This window comes from Vogesella mureinivorans, from assembly GCF_007644035.1.
GTDB lineage: Bacteria > Pseudomonadota > Gammaproteobacteria > Burkholderiales > Chromobacteriaceae > Vogesella > Vogesella mureinivorans.
In genome coordinates this window covers 57,038-79,400 of record NZ_VMTV02000178.1, presented here as the reverse complement: position 1 = coordinate 79,400, position 22,363 = coordinate 57,038, and the positions used below count along the sequence as shown (strand labels likewise).

General features: G+C 64.0%; 19 protein-coding genes. 12 read left to right on the top strand and 7 right to left on the bottom strand.

Annotated elements, in window-relative coordinates:
• Window positions 1–88: 88 nt before the first annotated feature.
• The gene (locus FLQ44_RS06710) at window positions 89–865 is read right to left on the bottom strand and encodes an SDR family oxidoreductase (protein WP_147693672.1); all 777 of its coding nucleotides are present in this window, start codon (window positions 863–865) and stop codon (window positions 89–91) included.
• A 104-nt stretch (window positions 866–969) separates the two neighbouring features.
• Here FLQ44_RS06710 and FLQ44_RS06705 point away from each other — a divergent pair, with 104 nt between their 5' ends.
• On the top strand, window positions 970–1,893 hold the full coding sequence (locus tag FLQ44_RS06705; protein WP_147693670.1) for a LysR family transcriptional regulator: 924 nt from the start codon (window positions 970–972) through the stop codon (window positions 1,891–1,893).
• A 98-nt stretch (window positions 1,894–1,991) separates the two neighbouring features.
• Here FLQ44_RS06705 and FLQ44_RS06700 read toward each other — a convergent pair whose 3' ends face one another.
• The 3 genes from FLQ44_RS06700 to FLQ44_RS06690 form a co-directional block, all read right to left on the bottom strand.
• A complete protein-coding gene (locus FLQ44_RS06700) occupies window positions 1,992–3,119 on the bottom strand; it encodes a branched-chain amino acid ABC transporter substrate-binding protein (RefSeq protein ID WP_147693668.1) in 1,128 nt (375 codons plus the stop codon).
• A gap of 258 nt (window positions 3,120–3,377) precedes the next feature.
• On the bottom strand, window positions 3,378–4,631 hold the full coding sequence (locus FLQ44_RS06695) for an NAD(P)/FAD-dependent oxidoreductase (protein ID WP_147693666.1): 1,254 nt from the start codon (window positions 4,629–4,631) through the stop codon (window positions 3,378–3,380).
• Window positions 4,632–4,633: 2 nt separating this feature from the next.
• Complete coding sequence (locus tag FLQ44_RS06690) at window positions 4,634–5,635, bottom strand: 4-hydroxyproline epimerase (RefSeq protein WP_147693665.1); 1,002 nt, start codon at window positions 5,633–5,635, stop codon at window positions 4,634–4,636.
• Between the two features lie 314 nt (window positions 5,636–5,949).
• On the opposite strand from FLQ44_RS06690, the gene FLQ44_RS06685 reads away from it, so the two are divergent.
• From FLQ44_RS06685 to FLQ44_RS24560, 5 genes are all read left to right on the top strand, one after another.
• Window positions 5,950–6,852 (top strand): dihydrodipicolinate synthase family protein, encoded by a 903-nt coding sequence (locus FLQ44_RS06685; protein WP_147693663.1) that lies wholly within the window; start codon window positions 5,950–5,952, stop codon window positions 6,850–6,852.
• 82 nt (window positions 6,853–6,934) lie between these two features.
• Window positions 6,935–8,362: an aldehyde dehydrogenase family protein gene (locus FLQ44_RS06680; RefSeq protein WP_147693661.1), complete on the top strand. Its 1,428-nt coding sequence runs from the start codon at window positions 6,935–6,937 to the stop codon at window positions 8,360–8,362.
• A 173-nt stretch (window positions 8,363–8,535) separates the two neighbouring features.
• Window positions 8,536–9,243: a GntR family transcriptional regulator gene (locus tag FLQ44_RS06675; RefSeq protein WP_147693659.1), complete on the top strand. Its 708-nt coding sequence runs from the start codon at window positions 8,536–8,538 to the stop codon at window positions 9,241–9,243.
• Between the two features lie 123 nt (window positions 9,244–9,366).
• Window positions 9,367–10,611: a GGDEF domain-containing protein gene (locus FLQ44_RS06670; protein WP_147693658.1), complete on the top strand. Its 1,245-nt coding sequence runs from the start codon at window positions 9,367–9,369 to the stop codon at window positions 10,609–10,611.
• 314 nt (window positions 10,612–10,925) lie between these two features.
• On the top strand, window positions 10,926–13,778 hold the full coding sequence (locus tag FLQ44_RS24560) for an HD domain-containing phosphohydrolase (RefSeq protein WP_170252856.1): 2,853 nt from the start codon (window positions 10,926–10,928) through the stop codon (window positions 13,776–13,778).
• A gap of 319 nt (window positions 13,779–14,097) precedes the next feature.
• Here the strand turns inward: FLQ44_RS24560 and FLQ44_RS06660 are convergent, their stop codons facing one another.
• The 3 genes from FLQ44_RS06660 to fliW all read right to left on the bottom strand — a co-directional run bounded on the left by FLQ44_RS06660 (window position 14,098) and on the right by fliW (window position 15,883).
• The gene (locus FLQ44_RS06660; RefSeq protein WP_147693655.1) at window positions 14,098–14,526 is read right to left on the bottom strand and encodes a BLUF domain-containing protein; all 429 of its coding nucleotides are present in this window, start codon (window positions 14,524–14,526) and stop codon (window positions 14,098–14,100) included.
• 8 nt (window positions 14,527–14,534) lie between these two features.
• The gene (folE, locus tag FLQ44_RS06655) at window positions 14,535–15,251 is read right to left on the bottom strand and encodes a GTP cyclohydrolase I (protein ID WP_147693653.1); all 717 of its coding nucleotides are present in this window, start codon (window positions 15,249–15,251) and stop codon (window positions 14,535–14,537) included.
• Between the two features lie 191 nt (window positions 15,252–15,442).
• Window positions 15,443–15,883: a flagellar assembly protein FliW gene (fliW, locus tag FLQ44_RS06650; protein WP_147693651.1), complete on the bottom strand. Its 441-nt coding sequence runs from the start codon at window positions 15,881–15,883 to the stop codon at window positions 15,443–15,445.
• A gap of 108 nt (window positions 15,884–15,991) precedes the next feature.
• On the opposite strand from fliW, the gene FLQ44_RS06645 reads away from it, so the two are divergent.
• The 6 genes from FLQ44_RS06645 to argS all read left to right on the top strand — a co-directional run bounded on the left by FLQ44_RS06645 (window position 15,992) and on the right by argS (window position 21,939).
• Window positions 15,992–16,843 carry a ferritin-like domain-containing protein gene (locus tag FLQ44_RS06645; RefSeq protein ID WP_147693649.1) on the top strand — a complete coding sequence of 284 codons (852 nt, stop codon included), beginning with the start codon at window positions 15,992–15,994 and terminating at the stop codon, window positions 16,841–16,843.
• Complete coding sequence (locus FLQ44_RS06640) at window positions 16,827–17,039, top strand: hypothetical protein (protein ID WP_147693647.1); 213 nt, start codon at window positions 16,827–16,829, stop codon at window positions 17,037–17,039. The genes FLQ44_RS06645 and FLQ44_RS06640 overlap by 17 nt, the downstream gene beginning before the upstream one ends.
• A gap of 156 nt (window positions 17,040–17,195) precedes the next feature.
• Window positions 17,196–17,615: a hypothetical protein gene (locus FLQ44_RS06635; RefSeq protein ID WP_147693641.1), complete on the top strand. Its 420-nt coding sequence runs from the start codon at window positions 17,196–17,198 to the stop codon at window positions 17,613–17,615.
• A gap of 15 nt (window positions 17,616–17,630) precedes the next feature.
• Complete coding sequence (gene trhP / locus FLQ44_RS06630; RefSeq protein ID WP_147693640.1) at window positions 17,631–18,980, top strand: prephenate-dependent tRNA uridine(34) hydroxylase TrhP; 1,350 nt, start codon at window positions 17,631–17,633, stop codon at window positions 18,978–18,980.
• 84 nt (window positions 18,981–19,064) lie between these two features.
• The gene (locus tag FLQ44_RS06625) at window positions 19,065–20,105 is read left to right on the top strand and encodes an MBL fold metallo-hydrolase (RefSeq protein WP_170252854.1); all 1,041 of its coding nucleotides are present in this window, start codon (window positions 19,065–19,067) and stop codon (window positions 20,103–20,105) included.
• A 115-nt stretch (window positions 20,106–20,220) separates the two neighbouring features.
• Window positions 20,221–21,939 (top strand): arginine--tRNA ligase, encoded by a 1,719-nt coding sequence (argS, locus tag FLQ44_RS06620; protein ID WP_147693638.1) that lies wholly within the window; start codon window positions 20,221–20,223, stop codon window positions 21,937–21,939.
• Window positions 21,940–22,363 lie beyond the last annotated feature (424 nt).

Sequence of the window (22,363 nt, the reverse complement as noted above, 5' to 3'; positions counted from 1 at the left end):
CCATCGAGGGCCCGGCCCTGGCGGGCCGGGAGGGTGTGTGCCGGGTTTGCCACGGCTGCGGGCTTGTGGCCAGGCCGTGGCGCAGCACTTACTTGGTGGTGTAGCCGCCGTTGATCAGGATGGTTTGCCCGGTGACCCACCAGCCGTCACTGACCAGATGGCGAATGAACGGCACGACGTCCTGGATATCGGTTAGCCCGGTGGGCGAGAACGGCGACAGCGCGGCGGCGGTTTTGTGATACGCCACGGCCTCTTCGCCTTCTGCCGGGTAGAAGAACGGCGTATCCATCGGGCCGGGGCCGACGGCAGTCACCGAAATGCCGCGTGCGCCGAACTCCTTGGCAGCAGCACGGGTGAAGTGCTCTACCGGGGCCTTGGTACCAGCATAAGAGGCGTAAAACGGCGTGAACGCGCCCAGTAGCGAGGTGACGATGGTGCACACCTTGCCGTTGTCGTTCAGCTGTTTGCCGGCTTCTTTCAGAAAGAAGAACGCCGACTTGGCGTTAACGGCGCTCATTTCGTCGTACTCCGCCTCGCTGATATCCACCATCGGCTTTTTCAGCACCTTGCCCACGGTGTTGATGGCAATGTCCGGGCGGCCAACCGCTGCCACGGTATCGGCAAACAGCTTTTCAATGGCTGCGGCGGTGGTCAGGTTGCCCTGCAGGGTGACAGCTTGCACGCCGGCAGCGCGCACGGCGCTGGCGGTGGCTTCTGCGTCGGCGGCGCTGGCCGGCGAGTTGTAATGGATGGCTACTGCCTTGGCGCCGTGCGCCGCCAGGTCGCGTGCCAGCAAACCGCCCAGGTTTTTGGCGCCGCCGGCGATCAGGACTACCTTGCCACGAATACTGTGCAGATCAGACATATGAGGCTCCTTGTTACGCTGTGGTGGGAGCCGCCAGTGTTGAATGATTGAAATATCACAATAAACAAGTAGTATCGGATTTGTTTATCCGTAAATCGCAAACAATGGACCGTATCGATCAACTGCGCGTGTTTCTGCGTATCAAGGAAAGCGGTAGCTTTGCCCTGGCGGCACAGCAGCTGGGCCTGCCGCGTGCCACCGTGTCGCAGGCACTGGGCCAGCTGGAAGAGCGGTTGGGCGTGCGGCTGTTTCACCGCACCACGCGCCAGGTGAGCTTGACGCAAGATGGCGACGCCTTGGCCGAGCGGGCTGCGGCGCTGATTGCCGATATGGCAGAGCTGGAGCAGCAGTTTCGCCCGCGGGACGACCTGGTGTCCGGCCGCCTGCGTGTAGATGTGCCCAGCCGTATAGCACGGCGGCTGCTGGCACCGGCGCTGCCCGGTTTTCTGGCGCAGTACTCCAAGCTGCAGGTAGAGCTAGGCAGCAGCGACCGGCTGGTAGACCTGGTGCGCGAAGGGGTGGACTGTGCGCTGCGCGTAGGGGGTGTGCAGGGTGATAGCCTGGTGGCGCGCCCGCTGGGCTACTTTGCCATGGTCAACTGTGCCAGCCCGGCCTACCTGGCCGCACAGGGCGTGCCGCTGGATATGGCCGACATGGCCAGGCAGGTGATGGTGGGCTATGTATCGCGCAGCAGTGGCCGCCAGGCGCCGTGGTGCTGGCAGGAGGGGGAAACCGAGCGCAGCATGCTGCTGCCGGTACGCGCCAGCGCCGACAATGCCGAAACCTATATTGCCTGCGCGCTGGCGGGGCTGGGGCTGATACAGGTGCCGCGCTACGACGTGGCGCACCACCTGGCCAGCGGTGCCTTGCAGGCGGTGCTGCCGCAGGCGTTGCCGGCAGCGCTGCCGGTGCATCTGGTGTACCCGCACCGCCGCCAGCTGTCGCGCCGCGTGCAGCTGTTTCATGGCTGGGTGCAGAGCGTACTGCAGCAGCATACCGATGCCATGTGGCCCCCGCTGCAGCCCTAGCGCGTAGTGACGCAACAAGGCCCCGCCGCTGGCGGGGCCTTGTGCTTTGCCATGCGGCCAACCTTTACCGTATGGCCAGGTTGGCCGCAGCGGGCCGCTTACTGTACGACCGACCGCACTTTCCAGTCGTTGCCTTCTACCTGGGAGATGGTCACCGGTGCGTTTTTCAGGTTGCCGGCGGCGTCAAAGCTGAAATCGGCCGTGGCGCCTTTGTAGGCGGTTTTGGCGATCAGCGGCAGGAACTTGGCCGGCTCGGTGCTGTTGGCGCGTTTCATGGCGTCGGCCACGATCATCACGCCATCGTAAAACTGCGGCCCCAACAGCACGACATCCTGTTTGAAGCGCGCCTTGTAGCGGGTTTCAAAGTCTTTGCCGGCCGGGCGGCTGCCCAGCTCGCCACCGGCCACGGCCGAGTAGTGGCCCGCTGCGTCTGCACCGGCTAGCTGGATGAAGGTGGGCGTGTTCAGCATATCGCCGCCCATCAGGCGGGCTTTCATGCCCAGGCGTTTCATCTGGCGTACCATCGGCGCGGCCTGGGCATCGGCACCGCCGTAGAAGATTACGTCGGGGTTCTGGGCTTTCAGCGCAGTGAGGATGGCGGTGAAGTCGGTGGCTTTGTCGTTGGTGTATTCGCGCTTGATCGGCTTTTTGCCCATGCCGGCCAGCGCCTTCACGAACTCGTCGGCAATGCCCTGGCCGTAGGCGGTGCGGTCGTCAATCACGGCGATGCGCTGCGCTTTAAGCTGCATCACCGCGTAGCGGCCTAGCGAGCCGCCGATCTGGCTGTCGCTGCCTACCAGGCGGAAGGTGGTTTTGTAGCCGCTGGTGGTGTAGGCCGGGTTGGTGGAGACCGACAGCTGCGGGATGCCTGCGTCGGAATAGATGCGCGAGGCGGGGATGGATACGCCGGAGTTGAAGTGGCCAATCACCGCCTTTACGCCAGCGTCCATCAGCCGCTGTGCCACCTGGGTGCCCACGCGCGGGTCGGCCTGGTCGTCTTCCGATACCAGCTCGAATTTCACTTTCTGGCCGGCCACGGTAATGGGCTTGGCGTTGAGGTCGTCGATGGCCATGCGGGTGGCGTTTTCGTTGTCTTTGCCGTAGTGCGCCTGCGGGCCGGACATCGGCGAGGCAAAGCCGATTTTCACCACGGTGTCGGCAAATGCCGGAGACGACATGGCCAGGACTGCGCCGGCAACCCATACCGCCAGTTGTTGCTGCTTCATGTGTTCACTCCATTTCTCGTTACAAGGTCCAGGTTGGCCGCAGCGCGGCCGATTTACCCGGCGGGGTGCCGGGCGGGTATTGCCGGTAAGGCGGCGGTGGCATTGCACGTGGCGTGCCTGCTGGCCGGCTAGCCGGTTTTTTTATCAATCCTATGTAAAACAAGGTGTTGCCTGTGCGGTGGCTAGCGGCGCCTGTCGCCGGCTTGCACCACTTGCATACAAACTATTGTCAATAATCGCCCATGCCGGTGCGCGTGCTCAGAAACGGTTCAGCCGGTACGGCGCCATGTCGATGCCGCAAGCCTGGCCGCCTATCTGTGCCGCCAGCAGCGCGCCGGTGGTGGCTGCCAGCGTCAGGCCCAGGTGGCCGTGGCCGGTGGCAAAGTACAGGCCGGCCACATCCGGCGCCGGGCCGATCACTGGCACGGTATCGGGTAAGGATGGCCGGTTGCCCATCCATACGCTCATGTCCTTGGTGCTGAAGTCGCCGACGATGCGCCGTGCTTTGTCCAGCAGGATGTGGGCGCGCCGCCAGTCTGGCGCGGCATCGCGGTGGGCCAGCTCCACGGTGCCGGCCAGGCGCAGGCCGCCGTTGGCCATGGGCAAAATCACAAAGCTCTCGCTGGCACACTGGATAAAGTGGTGCAGCGCCACGCCTGCGTGCGGCAGCGTCACGTGGTAGCCGCGCTCGCTTTCCAGCGGCAGCCGGTAGTGGCCCTGGTGGGCGAAGCGGTCGCTCCACACGCCGCAGGCAATCACGACCGCGTCGCCCTGTAGCGTGCCGTGGCTGGCGGTGTCTACCCCCTGGCACTGCCCGCCGCTGTGGCGTACCTGCAAGACTTCGTCCTGTACGAAACAGCCGCCATCACGCATGAAGGCATCAAACAGACCGCGGCTGAAGGTGTACGGGTCGTCCACGTGCGACCAGGCGGGCACTTGCACGGCGTATTGCCATTCGGTGGCAATGCCGGGCGAGGCAGTCTCTAGCGCAGCGCGGTCCAGCGGCTGCCACTGCACGCCATGCGCGGCCTTGGTGTGCCAGGCGGGCAGGGTGGCCTGGTATTCCGCCTGGCTGCGATACAGCGTCAGGTTGCCGTGGCGGCGCCACAGGTGTTGCAGGCCGGCGTGGGCGATCAGTGGTGCGTAGTCGTCGTTGACGCGGCCCAGCAGCGCAGCCAGCGCGCGGGTGAGCTCGGCCACGCGGCGCGGCCGGCTGGCGGCCACAAAGCGCGCCAGCCACGGTGCCAGCGTGGGCAGGTAGCGCCAGCGCACCGCCAGCGGGCCCAGCGGGTCCAGCATCCAGCCGGGTACCTTGCGCAGTACGCCGGGCTCGGCCAGCGGGATCACGTCGCTCACCGCCAGTGCGCCGGCGTTGCCGTAGCTGGTTTCGCGCGCCGGTTCGCCACGGTCCAGCAGGGTGACGCGGTGGCCGGCACGCTGCAGCTGCAGCGCGGTGGCGATACCGACAATGCCGGCGCCGGCCACGATGATGTGTTGCTGCGGTTTTGCCATGTTCAGCCCACCACGAAGCCGTGCACGTACGGGTCAGCGTCGTCCAGCAAGATGCGGTTGTAGCCGGTGGTGATGGCCCAGCCGGCAATGCCGGGGATGATGGCCGGGATGCCCGCCACCTCGGTAACGGCTTCGATGGTGCCGGTGAACTGGCTGCCGATCAGGCTTTCGTGTACCAGTACGTCGCCCGGCTGCATCAGGCCGCGGCCAAAGCGCTGCGCCAGCCGCGCCGAGGTGCCGGTGCCGCACGGCGAGCGGTCCAGCGCAGCGGCGCCGTACAGCACGGCGTTGGCCGCGTGCGAGCCGGGCTGTTTTGGCGCGCCGGTCCACTGTACGTGGCGCACGCCGCGGATGGTGGGGTCCAGCGGGTGCACGATGTCGTAGTGGGCATTGATGTAGTCGCGCAGCTCGTTACCCATGGCCACCAGCTGGCCGGGCGTGTAGTCGGCCATGTCGCGGTAGTTTTCCTGCGCTTCCACGATGGGGTAGAAGTTGCCGCCGTAGGCGATATCCACTTTCAGCCGGCCCAGCGCGGCGATGTCTACGTTTACATCGCGCAGCAGCAAGAAGGACGGCACATTGGTCAGCTTGACCGACTGCACCTTGCGGCCAACTTGCGTGTATTCGGCCACCACCTTGCCTGCTGGCGTGTCCAGGTTCAGCACGCCTGGCGTGCGTGGTGTCACCAGCTGGTGCTCGATAGCCATGGTCACCACGCCGATGGTGCCGTGGCCGCACATGGGCAGGCAGCCGCTGGTTTCGATGTACAGCACTGCTACGTCGCAGTCGTCACGGGTGGGCGGGTACAGAAAGGCGCCGGACATCTGGGCGTGGCCGCGTGGCTCGAACATCAGGCCGGTGCGCATCCAGTCAAAGCGCGCCAGAAAGTCCTGGCGGCGCTCGGCCTGGGTGTTGCCGGCCAGCGCGGGGGCGCCGCGTGTGACCAGCCGTACCGGGTTGCCACAGGTGTGGCCGTCTATGCATTCAAACTCTGTCACTGCCATTGCCATGCTCCTTTGCTTGCGGTGGCTTTACTGTAAGCAGTGGCAGTTTTGAATACAATAATGGATGCAATATTTGTTGAAATGCCACAGCTTGCATATCAACTTTTCCGCATGAAAAATGGCATTAAAAACCAATAAAAACAATATATTATAATGTTGTTGTAAAAATCCACTGCTGCATTGCGGCAATGTTGTGTGGCCAAATAAACGCAGTTTTGTATACAAAAATGCTTGTTTTTTGGATGCAAAACTCTATAGCATGAAATGGACCCGCAGCCACCGCGCTGCACCCACACCCTGCAAGGAGCACCCTGATGGCACATCTCTGGACTGGCGTTTTCCCCGCCGTTACTACCAAATTCCACGCCGACGAAAGCCTGGACCTGGCCGCTACCACTCGCCACATCCAGTGGCAGCTGGATTGCGGCGCCGACGGCATTATTGTTTGCGGCTCGCTGGGCGAAGCGTCCACGCTGACCGCCGATGAAAAGATCACCATCCTGAAAGCCGCCAAGGAAGTGGCCGGCAGCAAGCCGGTATTGCTGACCGTGGCCGAAGACAGCACCCGTGCCGCCGCTGCGCTGGCGCAGGCCGCGCACGCCGCTGGTGCCGACGGCATCATGCTGCTGCCGGCCATGCGTTATGTGTCCGACCCGCGTGAAACGCTAAACCACTACCAGCGCGTGGCCGATGCCAGCCCGCTGCCGATCATGATCTACAACAACCCGGTGGCGTATGGCGTCAACATCACCCCAGAGATGTACGCGCAAATGGCCGCCGAGCCCAAGTACGTGGCCATCAAGGAATCCAGCGGCGACATCCGCACGCTGACGAATGTGATCAATGCCGTGGGCGACCGCTTTGCCATCTTCAGCGGCGTGGACGACCTGGCGCTGGAAAGCCTGCTGATGGGCGCTGATGGCTGGGTGGCCGGCCTGGTGGTGGCGTTCCCGAAAGAAACGGTGGCCATTTACCGGCTGGCCCGCGCTGGCCGCGTGGAAGAAGCGCGCGCCATCTACCGCTGGTTTGCCCCGCTGCTGCACCTGGACGTCTCGATGAAGCTGGTGCAGAACCTGAAGCTGGCCGAGGCCATGGTGGGGGTGGGCAGCGAACACGTGCGTGCCCCGCGCCTGCCGCTGGCCGGTGCCGAACGCGAGCAGGTGCAGGCCATTATCGCCGCCGGTATCGCCAGCCGCCCGGCACTGCCGGCGCTGTAAGCTGCTGCGGCCAACCTTGCTGGGCGGGTTGGCCGCACGCGTTGCCAAACGGGCGGCAGTGCCGCCCTCTGGGAGTCAAACCATGTTTTGCAACCTGATCGACGGGCAGTGGTGCGGCAGCGGCCACGCCATCGTCAACCGTAACCCTTCCGACCTGCACGACGTGGTGGGCGAGTACGCCGCGGCCAGTGCCGACGATATGTGCGACGCCGTGGCGGCCGCGCGCGCGGCGCTGCCCGGCTGGCGTGCCACTACGGTGCAGCAGCGTGCCGATATTCTGGATGCGGCCGGTAGCGAGATCCTGGCGCGCAAGCAGGAGCTGGGTACGCTGCTGGCGCGTGAAGAAGGCAAGACCCTGGCCGAGGCGGTGGGCGAAGTGGCCCGCGCCGGACAGATCTTCAAGTTTTTTGCCGGCGAGGCGCTGCGTGGCCAGGGCGAGTGGCTGGAGTCGGTGCGCCCCGGCGTGGAAGTCACCATCAGCCGCGAGCCGGTGGGCGTGGTGGGGCTGATTACACCGTGGAACTTTCCTATTGCCATACCGGCGTGGAAAGCCGCCCCGGCGCTGGCATTTGGCAATACCGTGGTACTGAAACCGGCCGAGCTGGTGCCGGCCAGCAGCTGGGCGCTGGCGGATATTCTGCAGCGTGCCGGCCTGCCGGACGGCGTGTTCAACCTGGTGATGGGCAGCGGCCGCGTGCTGGGCCCGGCCATGCTGGAGGCGGGTATTGATGCGCTGAGCTTTACCGGCTCGCAAGCCACCGGCCAGGCGCTGGCCGCCAGCTGTGCGGCGCGCGGTATCAAGCTGCAGCTGGAAATGGGCGGCAAGAACCCCTTGCTGGTGGCCGACGACGCCAGGCTGGAGCAGGCGGTGGAGTGCGCGATCAACGGGGCGTTCTATTCCACTGGCCAGCGCTGCACCGCCAGCAGCCGGCTGATTGTCTGTGAGGGTATCTACGATGCTTTTGTGGCCAGGCTGGCCGAGCGCACCGCTGCCTTGCGGGTAGGGCACGCGCTGGCGCCGGACACGCAGATCGGCCCGGTAGCCAGCGAGGCACAGCTGGCGGCCAACCTGCGCTACGTGGCGCAGGGGCAGGCCGAGGGCGCCACGCTGCTGTACGGTGGCGAGGCCTTGCAGCTGGACACGCCCGGCTACTACCAGCAGCCGGCGCTGTTTGCCGGCTGCACGCCGCAGATGGCCATCAGCCGCGAGGAAATATTTGGCCCGGTGGCGGCCGTGCTGCGCGCTAGCAGCTACGAGCACGCGCTGGCGCTGGCCAACGACACGCCTTATGGCCTGGCCGCCGGTATTTGTACGCAGTCGCTGGCGCTGGCGACGCATTTTCGCCGCCACGCCCAGGCGGGCATGGTGATGGTGAACCTGCCCACCGCCGGGGTGGACTATCACGTGCCGTTTGGCGGCAGCAAAGGCTCCAGCCAAGGCCCGCGTGAGCAGGGGCGCTACGCGGCACAGTTTTACACCACGGTGAAAACCGCTTATCTCGGCCTGTAGGCATGCTTGACGTACTGTTGCGCCACTGTTGAACGTGCCTGGCCGGTAGTGCGGCCCCCGCTGCGCTGCCGGCAACAGGGTTTGCTCTGCCTTGTGCAGCTTGCCGCCCCCGCATGGGGGCGTTTTTTTTGCCGCTGTGTTAGGGTTGGGCCATCTTTTACAGGTGATGCTTTATGAGTACACAGCAGGAGACAGGCAGCCAAAGCCTGGTGCAAGTGGCTACCGAGGCCATTCGCCAGCGCATTCTGGCAGGCGAATGGGCCGATGGCGGCCAACTACGGCAAGAGGCGCTGTCGCGCCAGCTGGGCATGAGCCGGGTGCCGATCCGCGAGGCGCTGCGCCAGCTGGAAGCCGAAGGGCTGGTCACCATTAATGAAAACCGTGGTGCGGTGGTGGCGCAGCTATCGTTGCCCGAGATTGTCGAGCTGCTGCGCGTGCGCGTGCTGCTGGAGTGCGATGTGCTGCTGGAGGCCATACCGCGCCAGACCAGCGCGGATATCGCCGAAGCCGAGGCATTGCTGGGGCAGTTTGAAGTGGCGCTGCGCAACAAGGACATTGGCGCGTGGGGTATTTTGAATGCCCAGTTTCACCTGGCGCTGTACCGTGCGGCCGGGCGCAGCCAGACGCAGGCCATCATCGAGCAGCTGCACAACCGTACCGACCGCTACACGCGCATGCAGATTCTGCTGACCGGTTTTAGCGACCGCGCCCACCACGAGCACAGCCAGCTGCTGGCGCTGTGCAAGCAAAAGGACGCCATCAGCGCCGCCGCTTTTTTACGCCAGCACATCCTGCACGCCGAAGAGGCGCTGGAAGCCTGGTACCGCGCGCACGAGGCCACGCCCAAGCCACGCCGTGGCCGCAAGCCTGCGGCAGGTTAAGCCTGTTTTTGGGGACAAACTGTTCTTTGTGCGGCGCATCATTTGCCGGTTTATTTTATTGAAACCAATCCGGCGCATCGCTAGTATCAAACTAACGATATGCCAATGGTTGGTGTCGGAACCATGTCTGTTTACCCAGCTCTGAACGCGCTAAGCACCCCGGTGTGGATTGTGTCGCCACACACCGAAGAGGTGCTTTTTGCCAACCATGTCGCCCAGGCGCTAGCCGATGGCTGCGGTGTGAGTACGCTGCGCCACGGTAGCCTGTCCGCCAGGCCGTTGGCGAGGTTGGCCGACTACACGCCAGCGGTGCTGGCTCGCGAGCAGGTTGTAGAAATCTGGACCTTCCAGCGCCACGGTCAGGCGGTGCCTTTGTCCTGCCGGCTTGCCTTGTTAAGCATGGGTGAGCACGCCGGGGCCATTCTGGTAGAAGCGCTGGCCTCGGGCGATGCCACGCTGCATGGCTGGCCACCGGCAGGCGCATGCTTGTCCAGCCCCGCGCCAGATACTGAAGTGCGCGGTTTTTACGAGCTGCTGTTTCGCACCAACTCTGCCCCCATGCTGCTGATCGACCCGCACGCCGACGGCCGCATTCTGGATGCCAACGAAGCCGCCACGCGCTTTTACGGCTACCCCCGCGAGGTGTTTGCCGGCAAGCATACCTGGGAAATCAATGCAGCCGGGCGCAACATCCTGCCGGTAATGCACGCCGTAGCCCAGCTGCCGGGCGGGCACCGGCCCTTGCGTTTTGAACACCGGCTGGCCGATGGCAGCCTGCGCCATGTGCAGACGTACGCCGGCCCTATTGTGCTGGACGGCCGCCGGCTGATGCTGTGCGTGATTCACGATATTACCGAGCAAGAGCAGCGCAAGCGCGAGCTGGAGCAAGCGGCCCTGCGAGACCCGCTTACCGGGCTATGGAACCGCCGCCACATGATGGTACAGCTGGAGCAGGCGCTGGCTGGCAAACGGGCGCAGGATGCCGATTTCTGCCTGATTCTGGTGGATGTGGATCATTTCAAGCAGGTTAACGATAACTATGGCCACCAGGCTGGCGATCGCCTGCTGGTGGCGCTGGCGCATGCCTTGGCGTCTCGCCTGCGCGAGAGCGATACGCTGTGTCGCTGGGGTGGGGAGGAGTTTCTGTTGCTGCTGCCGGTTGGCAAGCTGGGTAATGCGCTGCAGCTGGCCGATACCCTGCGTCAAACGGTGGCCGGCATGGTGCATGATGGTTTGCCGGCGATTACCATCAGCCAGGGGGTGGTACAGCACCAGCCTGCCGAGGCGCTGCATGGCCTGATCAGCCGTGTTGATGCCGCGCTGTACCAGGCCAAGCATGCTGGCCGCAACGTAGTGGTAACGGGCTAGCGTGTGTATGCAGAGGCGGTGGCTGCGACAGGGCGCCGTAGCGGCGCTGGCCATGGTGGCGCTGAAAGCGAATTGACAGCTTGGCCCGCTATAGTGGTGTCTGCTTCTCGGAAAATGTTGCTCCTTTAGATTGCCTGGCCAGTTAGCCGCGCCCGCCCCAGTGGGGCGGGCTTTTTCTTGCCCCGGCGTTGCAGGGTGGCGACAGGCTGGCTTTTTAACATGGAATCCATCGACTTTAATGCAATGTGATTGCATTATTTTGCTGATGCCGAATGCAAGCCGATGCGGCAGCCCCCCGTTTCCGGAAAGCTTCCATGCCTCTGCCCACCCGTACTTATTCTCTGCGCATCCATATCGCCACCGCCTTTTGCCTGTTGGTATTGCTCACCAGCGGAAGCATCGTGTGGCTGGCCTATCAGCGATCATCCATCATGCTGGAGCGTGCAGCGGTGAGTACCGCTACCCATACGGGCCATAGCCTGATAAGCGGTTTTGAACGCTTGCTGGACCCGGTACGGTCATCGTTATTGCTGCTGTCTGCCGATGTCGCTAATGGCCTGCAAGGCGACGTGGCGCAACGGCTGCGTGCGTTGCCGGCGTACCTGACGGCCCTGCAGGCTGCCCCGGCGGCGGTAGCGTTCTATAGTGCCGACGAAGACGGTAATTATTTTCTGGTAAGGCGCCTGTTAGGCCATGCCGACCGCCAGCACTTTGCCGCCCCCGATGCCGCGCATTATCTGGTGCAGACCGTGGAACGCTACCCGGACGCCAGCCGGTCACACTATGTATTTCTGGATGCCGCACGCCGCCAGCTTTCGCTACGCGAGTCGCAGCAGCATCTGGGCTTTGACGCCAGGCAGCGGCCCTGGTACCTGCAGGCGCAGGCCGCCGCCGGCGAGCGCATCCTCACCGCACCTTATCGTTTCTTCAGCACCGGACAGCAAGGTATTTCACTCGCGCAGTCGCTTGCCGACGGGCGCCGCATAGTAGGGGCCGACCTGCGCCTGCAAACCTTGTCGAACCAGCTGGCGGCCATGCCCCTGCCTGTGGGGGCCAGCCTGCAACTACAGGATGAACACGGTGGTGTACTGGCGGCGACAACCGCCGGCGCCGATGCCGGGCTGGCAGCGGCCTGGCAGGCCATTGCGCCCTCTGCCACGCTGCAAGCGGTGTCACTGTCTGGCCAGCGCTGGCTCAGTGGGCGGCTGCCGCTGCCGCAGGTAGAACGCCGCCCGCTGTTCCTGGCCTTGGCGGTTTCGGAGCAGGCGTTACTGGCCGACGCGCTGGCCATGCGTCAGCAATTGTTGCTGCTTTGCCTGGGTTTGTTGGTGGCAGCCATGCTGCTGGCCTGGTGGTTGGCCGCACGCATCGCCAGCCCGCTTGCCCGCCTGATGCAGGCGTCTGAAAGCATGCGCCGGCTGCAGTTCGATCAGCCGCTCGCCATACGCTCGCGCATTGTCGAGGTAGATCACATGGCGGCCACGCTAGAGCTTACCCAGACGACGCTGGGCGATTTTCTGGCGCTGCTGGCGCGTATCAGCCAGGAAGAAGATTTTCAGCGCCTGCTGCCCCAGCTGCTGGCCGGTACTTGTCACGTTACCCGGCTACCCGGTGGCCTGCTGTTGATGGGGGAGGGCGAGCGCTTGCAGCTGGCCGCCGCGCACTGGCAGGGCGCGGCCCTGTCGCCGCCAGCGGGCGAGGCACTGCAGCCCTTGCTGGCACATGCTGCCACCGTGCTGGCTAGCCGCCAACCGCAGCCCTGGCAGCCGGATGCCGCCCTGCAGCAGGCGCTGGCCATTGCTGCCCCGCATGCCTGGTCGGTACCGCTATGCAACCGCCAGGGGCAAGCTATCGGCGTACTGGTGCTGCTGGCGGCGGCACCGCTCGATGCCGCCCGGCAGTCTTTTGTGCAGGCACTGTCCGGCTTTGCCGCGGTGGCACTGGAAACCCGGGAGCTGATTGCCAGCCAGAAGGCGCTGTTTGCTGCTTTTATTGAGCTGATGGCCGGCGCCATCGATGCAAAAAGCCCCTACACCGGCGGCCATTGCGCCAGGGTGCCCGAGCTGGCCCGCTTGCTGGCCGATGCTGCCTGCCGCCAGCAAAGTGGCCCCTACGCCGGCTTCAGCATGGATGAGCAACAATGGGAAGCGCTGCACATTGCCGCCTGGCTGCATGATTGCGGCAAGGTGACTACCCCTGAGTACGTGGTGGACAAAGCCACCAAGCTGGAAACGCTGTACGACCGTATCCACGAGGTACGCATGCGCTTTGAGGTGCTTAAACGCGATGCCCGCATTGCCAGCCTGCAGCAACAGCTTGCCGGCGTACCGGCGGCCGAGGCGCAGCAACAGTGCGAGGCGGTGTGGGCGCAGCTGGACGAAGAGTTTGCCTTTGTTGCCGCCTGCAATCAGGGTGGCGAGTACATGGCACCGGAGCGGGTGGCACGCCTGCAGGGCATTGCTGCCCGACAATGGCAGCGCACGCTGGATGACAGGCTGGGCGTATCTGCCGACGAGTTGCGCCGCATGGAAGCCACGCCCGCGCCCGCACTGCCGGTGGCTGAGCCGCTGTTGGCCGACAAGCCGCAGCACCGTATCGCCCGTAGCGATAGTGAGCGTTTTGGCCCCGGCAACCCGTGGGGCTTTGCCATGGCGGTGCCCGCGCTGCAGTACGACCGCGGCGAGCTGAAAAACTTGCAGATCGCCCGCGGTACGCTGGCCGAAGAAGAGCGCTTCAAAATCAATGAGCACATCATGCAGAGCATCATGATGTTATCGGCGCTGCCGTTCCCGCGCCATTTGGCCGCCGTGCCGGAAATTGCCGGCAATCATCACGAACGCATCGACGGCAACGGTTACCCGCGTGGCCTGCGTGGCGAGCAGGTGAGCCCCCTGGCGCGCATGATGGCCATTGCCGACGTATTCGAGGCGCTCACGGCATCCGACCGCCCCTACAAACCGGCCAAGCCCTTGTCGCAAACCCTGGCCATCATGAAAAGCATGGCAGAGCAGGGCCATATCGATGCCGAGCTGTTTACCGTTTTTCTGCAGGGCGGCGTGGCCCGGCAGTACGCCGCGCGCTTTCTGGTGGCGGAGCAGGCAGATGTGGACGATGTCACCGCCTATCTGCCCGCCGGCAGTAGCAAGATAAACGGGAGCCAGCCATGAAAATGCGGCCATGGCAAGGCACGCCGCTAGCGGCAACCCTCCCGGCGTCAGCTGCGCGCATATTGCCGTGTAGCGAGCCATCAGCAAGGCTTGGCAAGCGGTTGGCTGCTGTGGGCTGACCTGCGCTATCAGCGCAAGCGTGATAACCGTGGGGGCTGCATCTGGTTAGCCAACGTCACGCTTACAGCGTGGCGCGGCTGGGGAGGGGCAGGGCGGTGCCGATGGCAACGCATACCGCCTGTTGTGGCTACTGCCGTTTCAGGCAGCAAAACGCCCGGGCAGCAGTGCTGGCCGGGCGTGTGTATCCGCTGCGGTGATGTCAGTGGCTGCGGCCAACAATAGCGGCTGTGGCGATCAGCTCTTCCAGCAGGGCCAGCGAGCTGCAGCCGGTCAGGCGGAACGGGTCCAGCTGCGGCTTTTCCGAGTAGCGCAGCAGCAGGCTGGGGTTCACCTTGGCCAGGTTGACCTGGCCCATGGTCCAGCCGGCAAAGCGGCGCTGGCTGATTTCTTCCAGCATCAGGATTTCCACATCGTGGTGACGCGGGTCTTTGGCGATGCTGTTGTATAGCGCGCTGACTTCGGCGCGGCTGCCTTCCAGTACCTGCATGAAAATGTCGCCGCTATAGCACAGGATGCCGGTAATGCCGCGGGCCGGGTTGTGGGCATGGGACTGGGTCAGAATGGTTTCCAGTAGTGCGGCAGTATGCGGCTGGCTGCTGCGGCTGGCGTAGAGCAGGCGAACAAGCATGGTTTTCCTCAGGCTTTCTTGTTGGGCAGCAGGGACAGGAACTCGCGGCGCAGGTCCGGGTTGGTCAGGAATACGCCACGCATCACACTGTTGATCATCTTGGAATCCACGTCCTTGACGCCACGCCAGTGCATGCAGAAGTGGTCTGCTTCCATCACGATGGCCAGGCCGTCCGGGTTCATTTTGTCCATCAGCAGCTTGGCCAGCTGGATCACGGCTTCTTCCTGGATTTGCGGACGGCTCATGATCCACTCGGCCAGGCGGGCGTACTTGGACAGGCCAATCAGGTTGCTGTGCTCGTTGGGCATCACGCCGATCCACACCCGGCCCATGATGGGGCAGAAGTGGTGCGAGCAGGCACTGCGCACGGTGATGGGGCCTACGATCATCAGCTCGTTCAGGCGCTCGGCATTGGGGAATTCAGTAACCGGCGGCTGGCTGGTATAGCGGCCCTTGAACACTTCGTTCAGGTACATCTTGGCCACGCGGCGGGCAGTGTCCTGCGTGTTGTGGTCGCTTTCGGTGTCGATCACCAGGCTGTCCAGCACGTCTTTCATGCGGGACTGCACCTCGTCCAGCAGCTCGTCCATTTCGCCGGGCTGGATGAACTCGGCAATATTGTCATTGGCGTGGAAGCGGCGTTTTGCGCCGCGGATACGCTCGCGAATACGCGCGGATACCGGTACGTAGGTCGGGGCGGTGTGCTGGGTGCTGTCTTGGCTCACGCGGTTATGCTCCTCATCGTGCGGGTAGCACGCTTGGGTTTCTATAGAGTAGGGCGCTTGGAAGATAGCTGTGCGGGCGGCGAAAGGCAACACCTTGCGAAGTAGGGGTTTGCGTGCGGCAGATGCCGCCACGGGGTGGCACCAGCCAGCAGCGCACCGTCAGGGTGCGCCAGCGTGGCGTTGCAGCGGGCTCAGGTATTACGGAACACGATATCGCATTCCAGGTTGAGCTTTTGCATGCCGCGCAGGCTGGCCAGGTTAATGATTAGCGGGCTGCGTACATTGGCGCGCAGCTGGGCCAGCAGCGGGTTGGTTTCTTTACTGTCCACCTCGCGGTAAACAATCAGCAGCACCATGGCGTCTTCCGGGCGGGCCAGCGCCAGGCTGGCGATCTCGTCGTCGGTCAGCAGCACTTCGTAGCGTATGCCCAGGCGGCCGGGGTCGGTCACGCTGAACAGCACGTCCGGGTTGTCCAGCGATTGTAGCCAGTACACACGCGGGCTGTTGCGGTCTGCGTCGTGAAACAGCTTGAAGCGGGTGCAGTTTTCAAACGCCGCCAGGCCATGCGCAAAAGTGATGATGGTGTTTTCGTCGACGTCTACTTCGCCCAGCAGGCTGGAATTGAACAGCATGGCGTGCTCCTTGTGTGGTCAGGCTTTCATTATGCACAAGGCGTGCGGCCCGGCCACTGACTTTTGTCAGCTTTCTGTTGGCGGGGGTGGCAGGTACAATGCCGCCCCATGACCGACGCCCTTTCCCTGTACCCGGCAATAGAAGCCGCGCTGATGTGCGACTGCATCGTGGCCAAGCCCGCGCAGGCGCAAGCCTTGTACCGGCAATGGCTGGCGGGCGGCTATGCGCGCGCCGGTGGCCCGCTGTACCCGGTGCCTGCGCCAGGCAGGCCGGCGCGCCCGCCGCTAGTGGCGGCCACCGAGGTGCCACGGCGTGGCCTGGGTAACGCCGAGGGGCGGGCGGCACTGCTGCACGCCATTGCGCATATCGAGTTCAATGCCATCAACCTGGCGCTGGACGCCGCCTGGCGCTTTCGTGATATGCCGGATGCCTTTGTGGAAGACTGGTTGCGCGTGGCGGCAGAAGAGGCGCAGCACTTTTTGCTATTGCAGCAAAGGTTGGCCGCACTGGGCTACGACTACGGCGACTTTCCCGCGCACAACACCCTGTGGGACATGGCGGTGCAAACCGGCCACGACGTGCTGACGCGCATGGCGCTGGTGCCCAGGGTGATGGAGGCGCGCGGCCTGGATGCCGTGCCGCCGATACAGCGCCGCCTGGCCATTATTGGCGACCACGACAGCGCGGCGGTGCTGGCCACCATCCTGCACGACGAGGTAGGCCACGTGCGCATCGGCAATTACTGGTTTACCACGCTGTGCGACGCCCGCGGGCTAGACCCGCTGGAAACTTTTCGCAGCCTGCTGGGCCAGTACCATGTGGCCCTGCTGCGCGGCGAGATGAACCGCCCGGCCCGGCTGGCAGCCGGTTTTACCGAATTCGAACTTAGCATGCTGGAAGACTTTAGCGTTACCCGGCAGCGTACTGTTACACGGAGCAAGCATGAACAAGCTGTTTGACACCCTGCGGCACAACCGCCGCCTGGCCATCGTCGTCACCCTGGCCGGCACCGTGCTGTTTACCCTGGCCTCTGCCGCGCGCGCCGCGGCGGGTGGTAATGGTTGGGAGGCCGCGCTGGCGGCGCTGCTGATGCTGGCCGGCGTAGTGGGTCAGTTCATGGGCATATTGGCGCTGATGAAAAAACCCCGTCGCTAAAAGGGTGTTGAAAAACAGGGCTTTATGTCGCCATTGTGACCGTTTGCTACCTTGACGCTGGATAGGGGCACGCGCATAATCGCGCCGCAACAAACCCTTAACCAGACAAGGCTCCTACCCGGAGCCTTTTGTATTGTCTTGTATCCGGAGACACCCATGGATTTTCAGGCATTTTTGCGCGAGCTGGAAAGCCACGCGCTGCCTGCCGCCGAGTTTAACCACCGCGCGCACCTGCAGGCGGCGTGGGCTTACCGCAGCCGCTACCCGGCACGCGAAGCCGCCGCCCGCTGCGCGCATACGCTGTCGCGCTACGCCATGGCCCACGGCGCGGCAGAAAAGTATCATCACACGCTGACCATGGCCCTGCTGGCCATCATGTACAGCCGCTTGGACGCCGCGCCCGCACAGCAGGCCTGCTGGGACGACTTTGTCGCGGCCAACCCCGACTTGCTCGGTGGCACCCAGGCACTGGTAGCGCAGCATTATTCCGAACAAAAACTGCAGGAACATGACGCCCGCCGCGGTTTTGTCGCGCCAGATCGCGCGCCGCTGCCCATGTCCTGCCTGTTGCACTGAGACGCGAGAAGATCAATGAAATCACCCGAACTGCTTCTGCCCGCCGGCACGCTGGACAAAATGCGCGCCGCCTACGACTTTGGTGCCGACGCCGTCTACGCCGGCCAGCCGCGCTACAGCCTGCGCGCACGCAATAACGACTTCAAGCTGGAAGAGCTGCGCATCGGCATAGAAGAAGCCCACGCCCGCGGCAAAAAGCTGTTTGTGGCCAGCAACATCCTGCCGCACAACAGCAAGATCAAAACCTATATGGCCGACATGGAGCCGGTGATCGAGATGAAGCCGGACGCGCTGATCATGGCCGACCCCGGCTTGATCATGATGGTGCGCGAACGTTGGCCGCACGTGCCTATCCACCTGTCGGTACAGGCCAACACCACCAACTACATGGGGGTGAAGTTCTGGCAGAAGATGGGCGTGGAGCGCATCATCCTGTCGCGCGAGCTGAGCCTGGACGAAATCGCCGAAATCCGCCAGGAATGCCCGGATATGGAGCTGGAAGTATTCGTGCACGGCGCGCTGTGCATTGCCTATTCCGGCCGCTGCCTGCTGTCCGGCTACTTCAACCACCGCGACCCGAACCAGGGTACCTGTACCAACGCCTGCCGCTGGGACTACAAGGTGCACGACACCCAGGGCGACGACGCCGGTGACGTGAAGCCGCAAAAAATCGACTTCGACTTTGGCAAAGCGCTGGAAGAAGCCAACCAGAGCTTCTCGTCCTGCGGCAGCCAGCAGCGCCACCCGCTGGCCGACAAGACCTACCTGATCGAAGAAGCCAACCGCCCCGGCGAGCTGATGCCCATCATCGAAGACGAGCACGGCACCTACATCATGAACTCCAAAGACCTGCGCGCCGTCGAGCAGGTGGAGAAGCTGGTGAAAATCGGTGTGGACTCGCTGAAGATCGAAGGCCGCACCAAGAGCCTGTACTACGTGGCGCGTACCGCCCAGACCTACCGCCGCGCCATCGACGACGCCGTGGCTGGCCGCCCGTTCGACTACAGCCTGCTGGCCGAGCTGGACGGCCTGGCCAACCGTGGCTACACCCCGGGCTTCCTGGAGCGCCACCAGACGCAAGAGCACCAGAACTACCTGTCTGGTCATTCCATCGCCAAGCAAAGCCAGTACGTAGGCGACGTGATGGAAGTGGACGCCGACGGCTGGGCGCTGATCGACGTGAAAAACCGCTTTTCTGTGGGTGACCGCGTGGAAATCATCCACCCTAGCGGCAACCGCACCGTAGAGCTCACCGAAATGACCCGCAACGGCGAAGCCACCAGCGTGGCACCGGGTAACGGCGTGAAGGTGAAGATTCCAGGTATGGCCGGTATGGAAAAAGCACTGCTGGCACGTCTGCTGTAAGTTGCCACCGCGCTAGTTGTATCGAAAGGCCGCCCACAGAGGCGGCCTTTTGTCATAATGCGTTTTTTTGCGCAGGAAGCAGGCATGAAGCACGGTATCGCCGCGGCGCTGGCCGCCCTGACGTTGACCGCATGCGGGGGCGATGCGCCGCCGCCAGGCAGCCCGCCCCATCACACGGCGGATGGCTACCGCAACCTGTACCCCTTCCGGCAGCCGGGGCTGGGCGACATCCTGCGCTGGCGCTGGGAAGAGTGGACCGGCCCCGACGTGGTGCAGCGCCCCGAACGCATCCCGCGCGTACAGCCGGACCTGGCCTGGCTGGCGGCCAACCGCAGCACGCCCAGCTACACCTGGCTGGGCCACGCCAGTGGCCTGCTGCAGCTGGGTGGGCAAAACGTGCTGATCGACCCGATCTTCTCCGAGCGCGTGTCACCGGTGCAGTGGCTAGGGCCGCGCCGCTACCTGCCGGTACCGGCCACGCTGGCACAGCTGCCGCGTATCGACGTGGTGCTGATCTCGCATAACCACTTCGACCACCTCGACCGCGACAGCATCGACGCCTTGCTGGCGCAGCCCGGCGGCCAGCCGCAGTTTGTGGTGCCGCTGGGTATGGACGCCTGGCTGCGCGACCGTGGTGCCACCCGCATCACCGCGCTGGACTGGTGGCAAAGTGCCGACGTGGGCGGCCTGCAGTACACCGCCACGCCAGCGCAGCACTGGAGCAAGCGCAGCCTGGCCGATACCAACGAAACGCTGTGGGCCGGCTGGGCGGTAAAAGGGCAGGGCAAGACGGTGTGGTACTCGGGCGATACCGGCTATGTGCAGCCGCTGTTTGCCGATATCGGCCGCCGCTTGGGCACTATCGACCTGGCGCTGTTGCCGGTGGGCGCTTACCTGCCGCGCTGGTTCATGGCCTCGCAGCACGTGGACCCATTGCAAGCCGTACAGATGTTCCGCGATGTGAAGGCGCGCCAGGCGGTGGGCATCCATTGGGGCGTGTTTGCGCTGGCCAGCGAGGCGGTGGACGCGCCGCTGGACGACCTGGCTGCCGCGCGCCGCCAGCTGGGGGTAAGCGAGCAGGCCTTTCGCCTGTTGCCGCTGGGTGGCACCTTGCGCCTGCCATAAAGTGTGTGCAGCTTGCGGCAAAGGTTGGCCGCAGGGCGCTTTGGTCGTAAAATTGCTGCATTGCATTCGAGCCGGGCGCTTTGTCGCCCGGCCTTTGATTTTATAAAGGCCCACCATGACCATTCAGCAACTGATCAGCGACCGCGTTGCCGCTGCCCTGGCCGCCGCCGGCGCGCCCGGCGCCCCTGCCGTCGTGCAACCTGCCTCCAAACCGGAATTCGGCGACTACCAGGCCAACGGCGTGATGGGTGCCGCCAAGGCGCTGAAGACCAACCCGCGTGCGCTGGCTGAACAAGTCATTGCCCTGCTGGACTTGCAAGGCATCGCCAGCAAGGTGGACATCGCCGGCCCCGGCTTCATCAACATCCACCTCGACCCGGCCTTTATCGCTGGCCGTGTGGAAAAAGCGCTGGCCGACGACAGCCTGGGCATTGCCAAGGCCGAATCGCGCCGCGTGATGGTGGAGTACTCGTCGGTGAACCTGGCCAAAGAGATGCACATCGGCCACCTGCGTGGCGGCATCATCGGCGACGCACTGGTGCGTGTGAACAGCTTTATCGGCCACGACGTGATCCGCCAGAACCACGTGGGCGACTGGGGTACCCAGTTCGGCATGCTGGTGGCCTATATGGTGGAAACCCAGCAAGCCGGCGACGCCGCGGTCGAGCTGAAAGACCTGGACACCTTCTACAAACAGTCCAAAAAACGCTTTGACGAAGACGAAGCCTTTGCCGACCTGGCCCGCGACTACGTGGTGAAACTGCAGTCTGGCGACGCCGAGGTGCTGGCGCTGTGGCAGCAGTTCGTGAAGCTGTCGCTGACCCACTGCAACGCCATTTACCAGAAGCTGGGCCTGCTGCTGGACGACGGCGACGTGCGTGGCGAAAGCTTCTATAACGCCGACCTGCCGGTGCTGGTAAGCGAGCTGCGCGAAAAAGGCCTGCTTACCGAAGACCAGGGCGCGCAAGTGGTGTTTCTGGACGAGTTCAAAAACAAGGAAGGCGAGCCGGCGGCTTTTATCGTGCAAAAGCAGGGCGGTGGCTACCTGTACGCCACTACCGACCTGGGCGCCATCCGCTTCCGTATCGGCACGCTGAAGCTCGACCGTGCGCTGTACGTGGTGGACTCGCGTCAGAGCCTGCACTTCCAGCAGCTGTTTACCGTAGCGCGCAAGGCCGGCTGGCTGCCGGCAGGGGCTGATTTCGAGCATATCGGCCACGGCACCATCATGGGCCCGGATGGCAAGCCGCTGAAAACCCGCTCCGGCGAGAACATCAAGCTGGTCGAGCTGCTGGACGAAGCCATCGAGCGTGCCTACCAGCTGGTGAGCAGCAAGAACGCCGAGCTGCCGGAAGCCGAGCGCCGCAGCATTGCCCAGGCAGTCGGCATTGGCGCGCTGAAGTACGCCGACCTGAGCAAGAGCCGCAACACCGACTACATCTTCGACTGGGACGCAATGCTGAGCTTCGAGGGCAACACCGCGCCCTATCTGCAATACGCCTACACCCGTGTACAGAGCGTGCTGCGCAAGGCGGAAGACTTCAACCCGGCCGCCAGCATTGTCATTGCCGAGGCGGCCGAGAAGCAGCTGGCCGTGGCGCTGACCCAGTTTGAAGACGTGGTGTTTGCGGTAGCCGAGGGCAGCCAGCCGCACCACCTGTGCAGCTACCTGTACAACGTGGCAACGCTGTTCTCGCGCTTCTACGAAGCCTGCCCGATCCTGAAGAGCGAGGGCGAGGTGCGCCAGAGCCGCCTGCAGTTGGCCGCCGCCACCGCCAAAACGTTGAAAGCCGGCCTGGGCCTGCTGGGCATTGCCGTGCTGGAAACCATGTAAGCCAGCCTGCTGCCAAAAAAAACCGCCTCATGGCGTAATGCCAGTCAGTTAACGCTGACTGGCATTTTTTGGTTAGGGGTTTGTTTCGTTGACCAGTGCTAGTGTGTCCGCTACGCGGACGATGTTTGGATGCCGGTTCCGCCCGTGACCGAGCGAGGCAAGCGCAGCGTCGCGAGGGAATAGGACGGGAAAGGGGGCGGATTGCCGTCCCCTTTTCATACCTCCGCAACCCGGGGCTGCTCGAAACCCCGGGCAAAAAGGCACGCCCCAGGCGCCGCCGAACTCGCATCGCTGAGCAAATCAGAGATTTGCACGCAGATCGCTAATGGCTCGGGACTCAAACAAATCGGCGTCTTGCGCGTGCGAATCTTCGATTTGCTCAGCACAACCCTGGGGCGCACCATTTTGCCCGGCTCGCGCCAAC

What these genes read in the sequence shown, in the direction of transcription:
- FLQ44_RS06710 (WP_147693672.1), bottom strand. Translation starts at nt 865, where the DNA reads ATGTCTGATCTGCACAGTATTCGTGGCAAGGTAGTCCTGATCGCCGGC.
- FLQ44_RS06705 (WP_147693670.1), top strand. Translation starts at nt 970, where the DNA reads ATGGACCGTATCGATCAACTGCGCGTGTTTCTGCGTATCAAGGAAAGC.
- FLQ44_RS06700 (WP_147693668.1), bottom strand. Translation starts at nt 3,119, where the DNA reads ATGAAGCAGCAACAACTGGCGGTATGGGTTGCCGGCGCAGTCCTGGCC.
- FLQ44_RS06695 (WP_147693666.1), bottom strand. Translation starts at nt 4,631, where the DNA reads ATGGCAAAACCGCAGCAACACATCATCGTGGCCGGCGCCGGCATTGTC.
- FLQ44_RS06690 (WP_147693665.1), bottom strand. Translation starts at nt 5,635, where the DNA reads ATGGCAGTGACAGAGTTTGAATGCATAGACGGCCACACCTGTGGCAAC.
- FLQ44_RS06685 (WP_147693663.1), top strand. Translation starts at nt 5,950, where the DNA reads ATGGCACATCTCTGGACTGGCGTTTTCCCCGCCGTTACTACCAAATTC.
- FLQ44_RS06680 (WP_147693661.1), top strand. Translation starts at nt 6,935, where the DNA reads ATGTTTTGCAACCTGATCGACGGGCAGTGGTGCGGCAGCGGCCACGCC.
- FLQ44_RS06675 (WP_147693659.1), top strand. Translation starts at nt 8,536, where the DNA reads ATGAGTACACAGCAGGAGACAGGCAGCCAAAGCCTGGTGCAAGTGGCT.
- FLQ44_RS06670 (WP_147693658.1), top strand. Translation starts at nt 9,367, where the DNA reads ATGTCTGTTTACCCAGCTCTGAACGCGCTAAGCACCCCGGTGTGGATT.
- FLQ44_RS24560 (WP_170252856.1), top strand. Translation starts at nt 10,926, where the DNA reads ATGCCTCTGCCCACCCGTACTTATTCTCTGCGCATCCATATCGCCACC.
- FLQ44_RS06660 (WP_147693655.1), bottom strand. Translation starts at nt 14,526, where the DNA reads ATGCTTGTTCGCCTGCTCTACGCCAGCCGCAGCAGCCAGCCGCATACT.
- fliW (WP_147693651.1), bottom strand. Translation starts at nt 15,883, where the DNA reads ATGCTGTTCAATTCCAGCCTGCTGGGCGAAGTAGACGTCGACGAAAAC.
- FLQ44_RS06645 (WP_147693649.1), top strand. Translation starts at nt 15,992, where the DNA reads ATGACCGACGCCCTTTCCCTGTACCCGGCAATAGAAGCCGCGCTGATG.
- FLQ44_RS06640 (WP_147693647.1), top strand. Translation starts at nt 16,827, where the DNA reads ATGAACAAGCTGTTTGACACCCTGCGGCACAACCGCCGCCTGGCCATC.
- FLQ44_RS06635 (WP_147693641.1), top strand. Translation starts at nt 17,196, where the DNA reads ATGGATTTTCAGGCATTTTTGCGCGAGCTGGAAAGCCACGCGCTGCCT.
- trhP (WP_147693640.1), top strand. Translation starts at nt 17,631, where the DNA reads ATGAAATCACCCGAACTGCTTCTGCCCGCCGGCACGCTGGACAAAATG.
- FLQ44_RS06625 (WP_170252854.1), top strand. Translation starts at nt 19,065, where the DNA reads ATGAAGCACGGTATCGCCGCGGCGCTGGCCGCCCTGACGTTGACCGCA.
- argS (WP_147693638.1), top strand. Translation starts at nt 20,221, where the DNA reads ATGACCATTCAGCAACTGATCAGCGACCGCGTTGCCGCTGCCCTGGCC.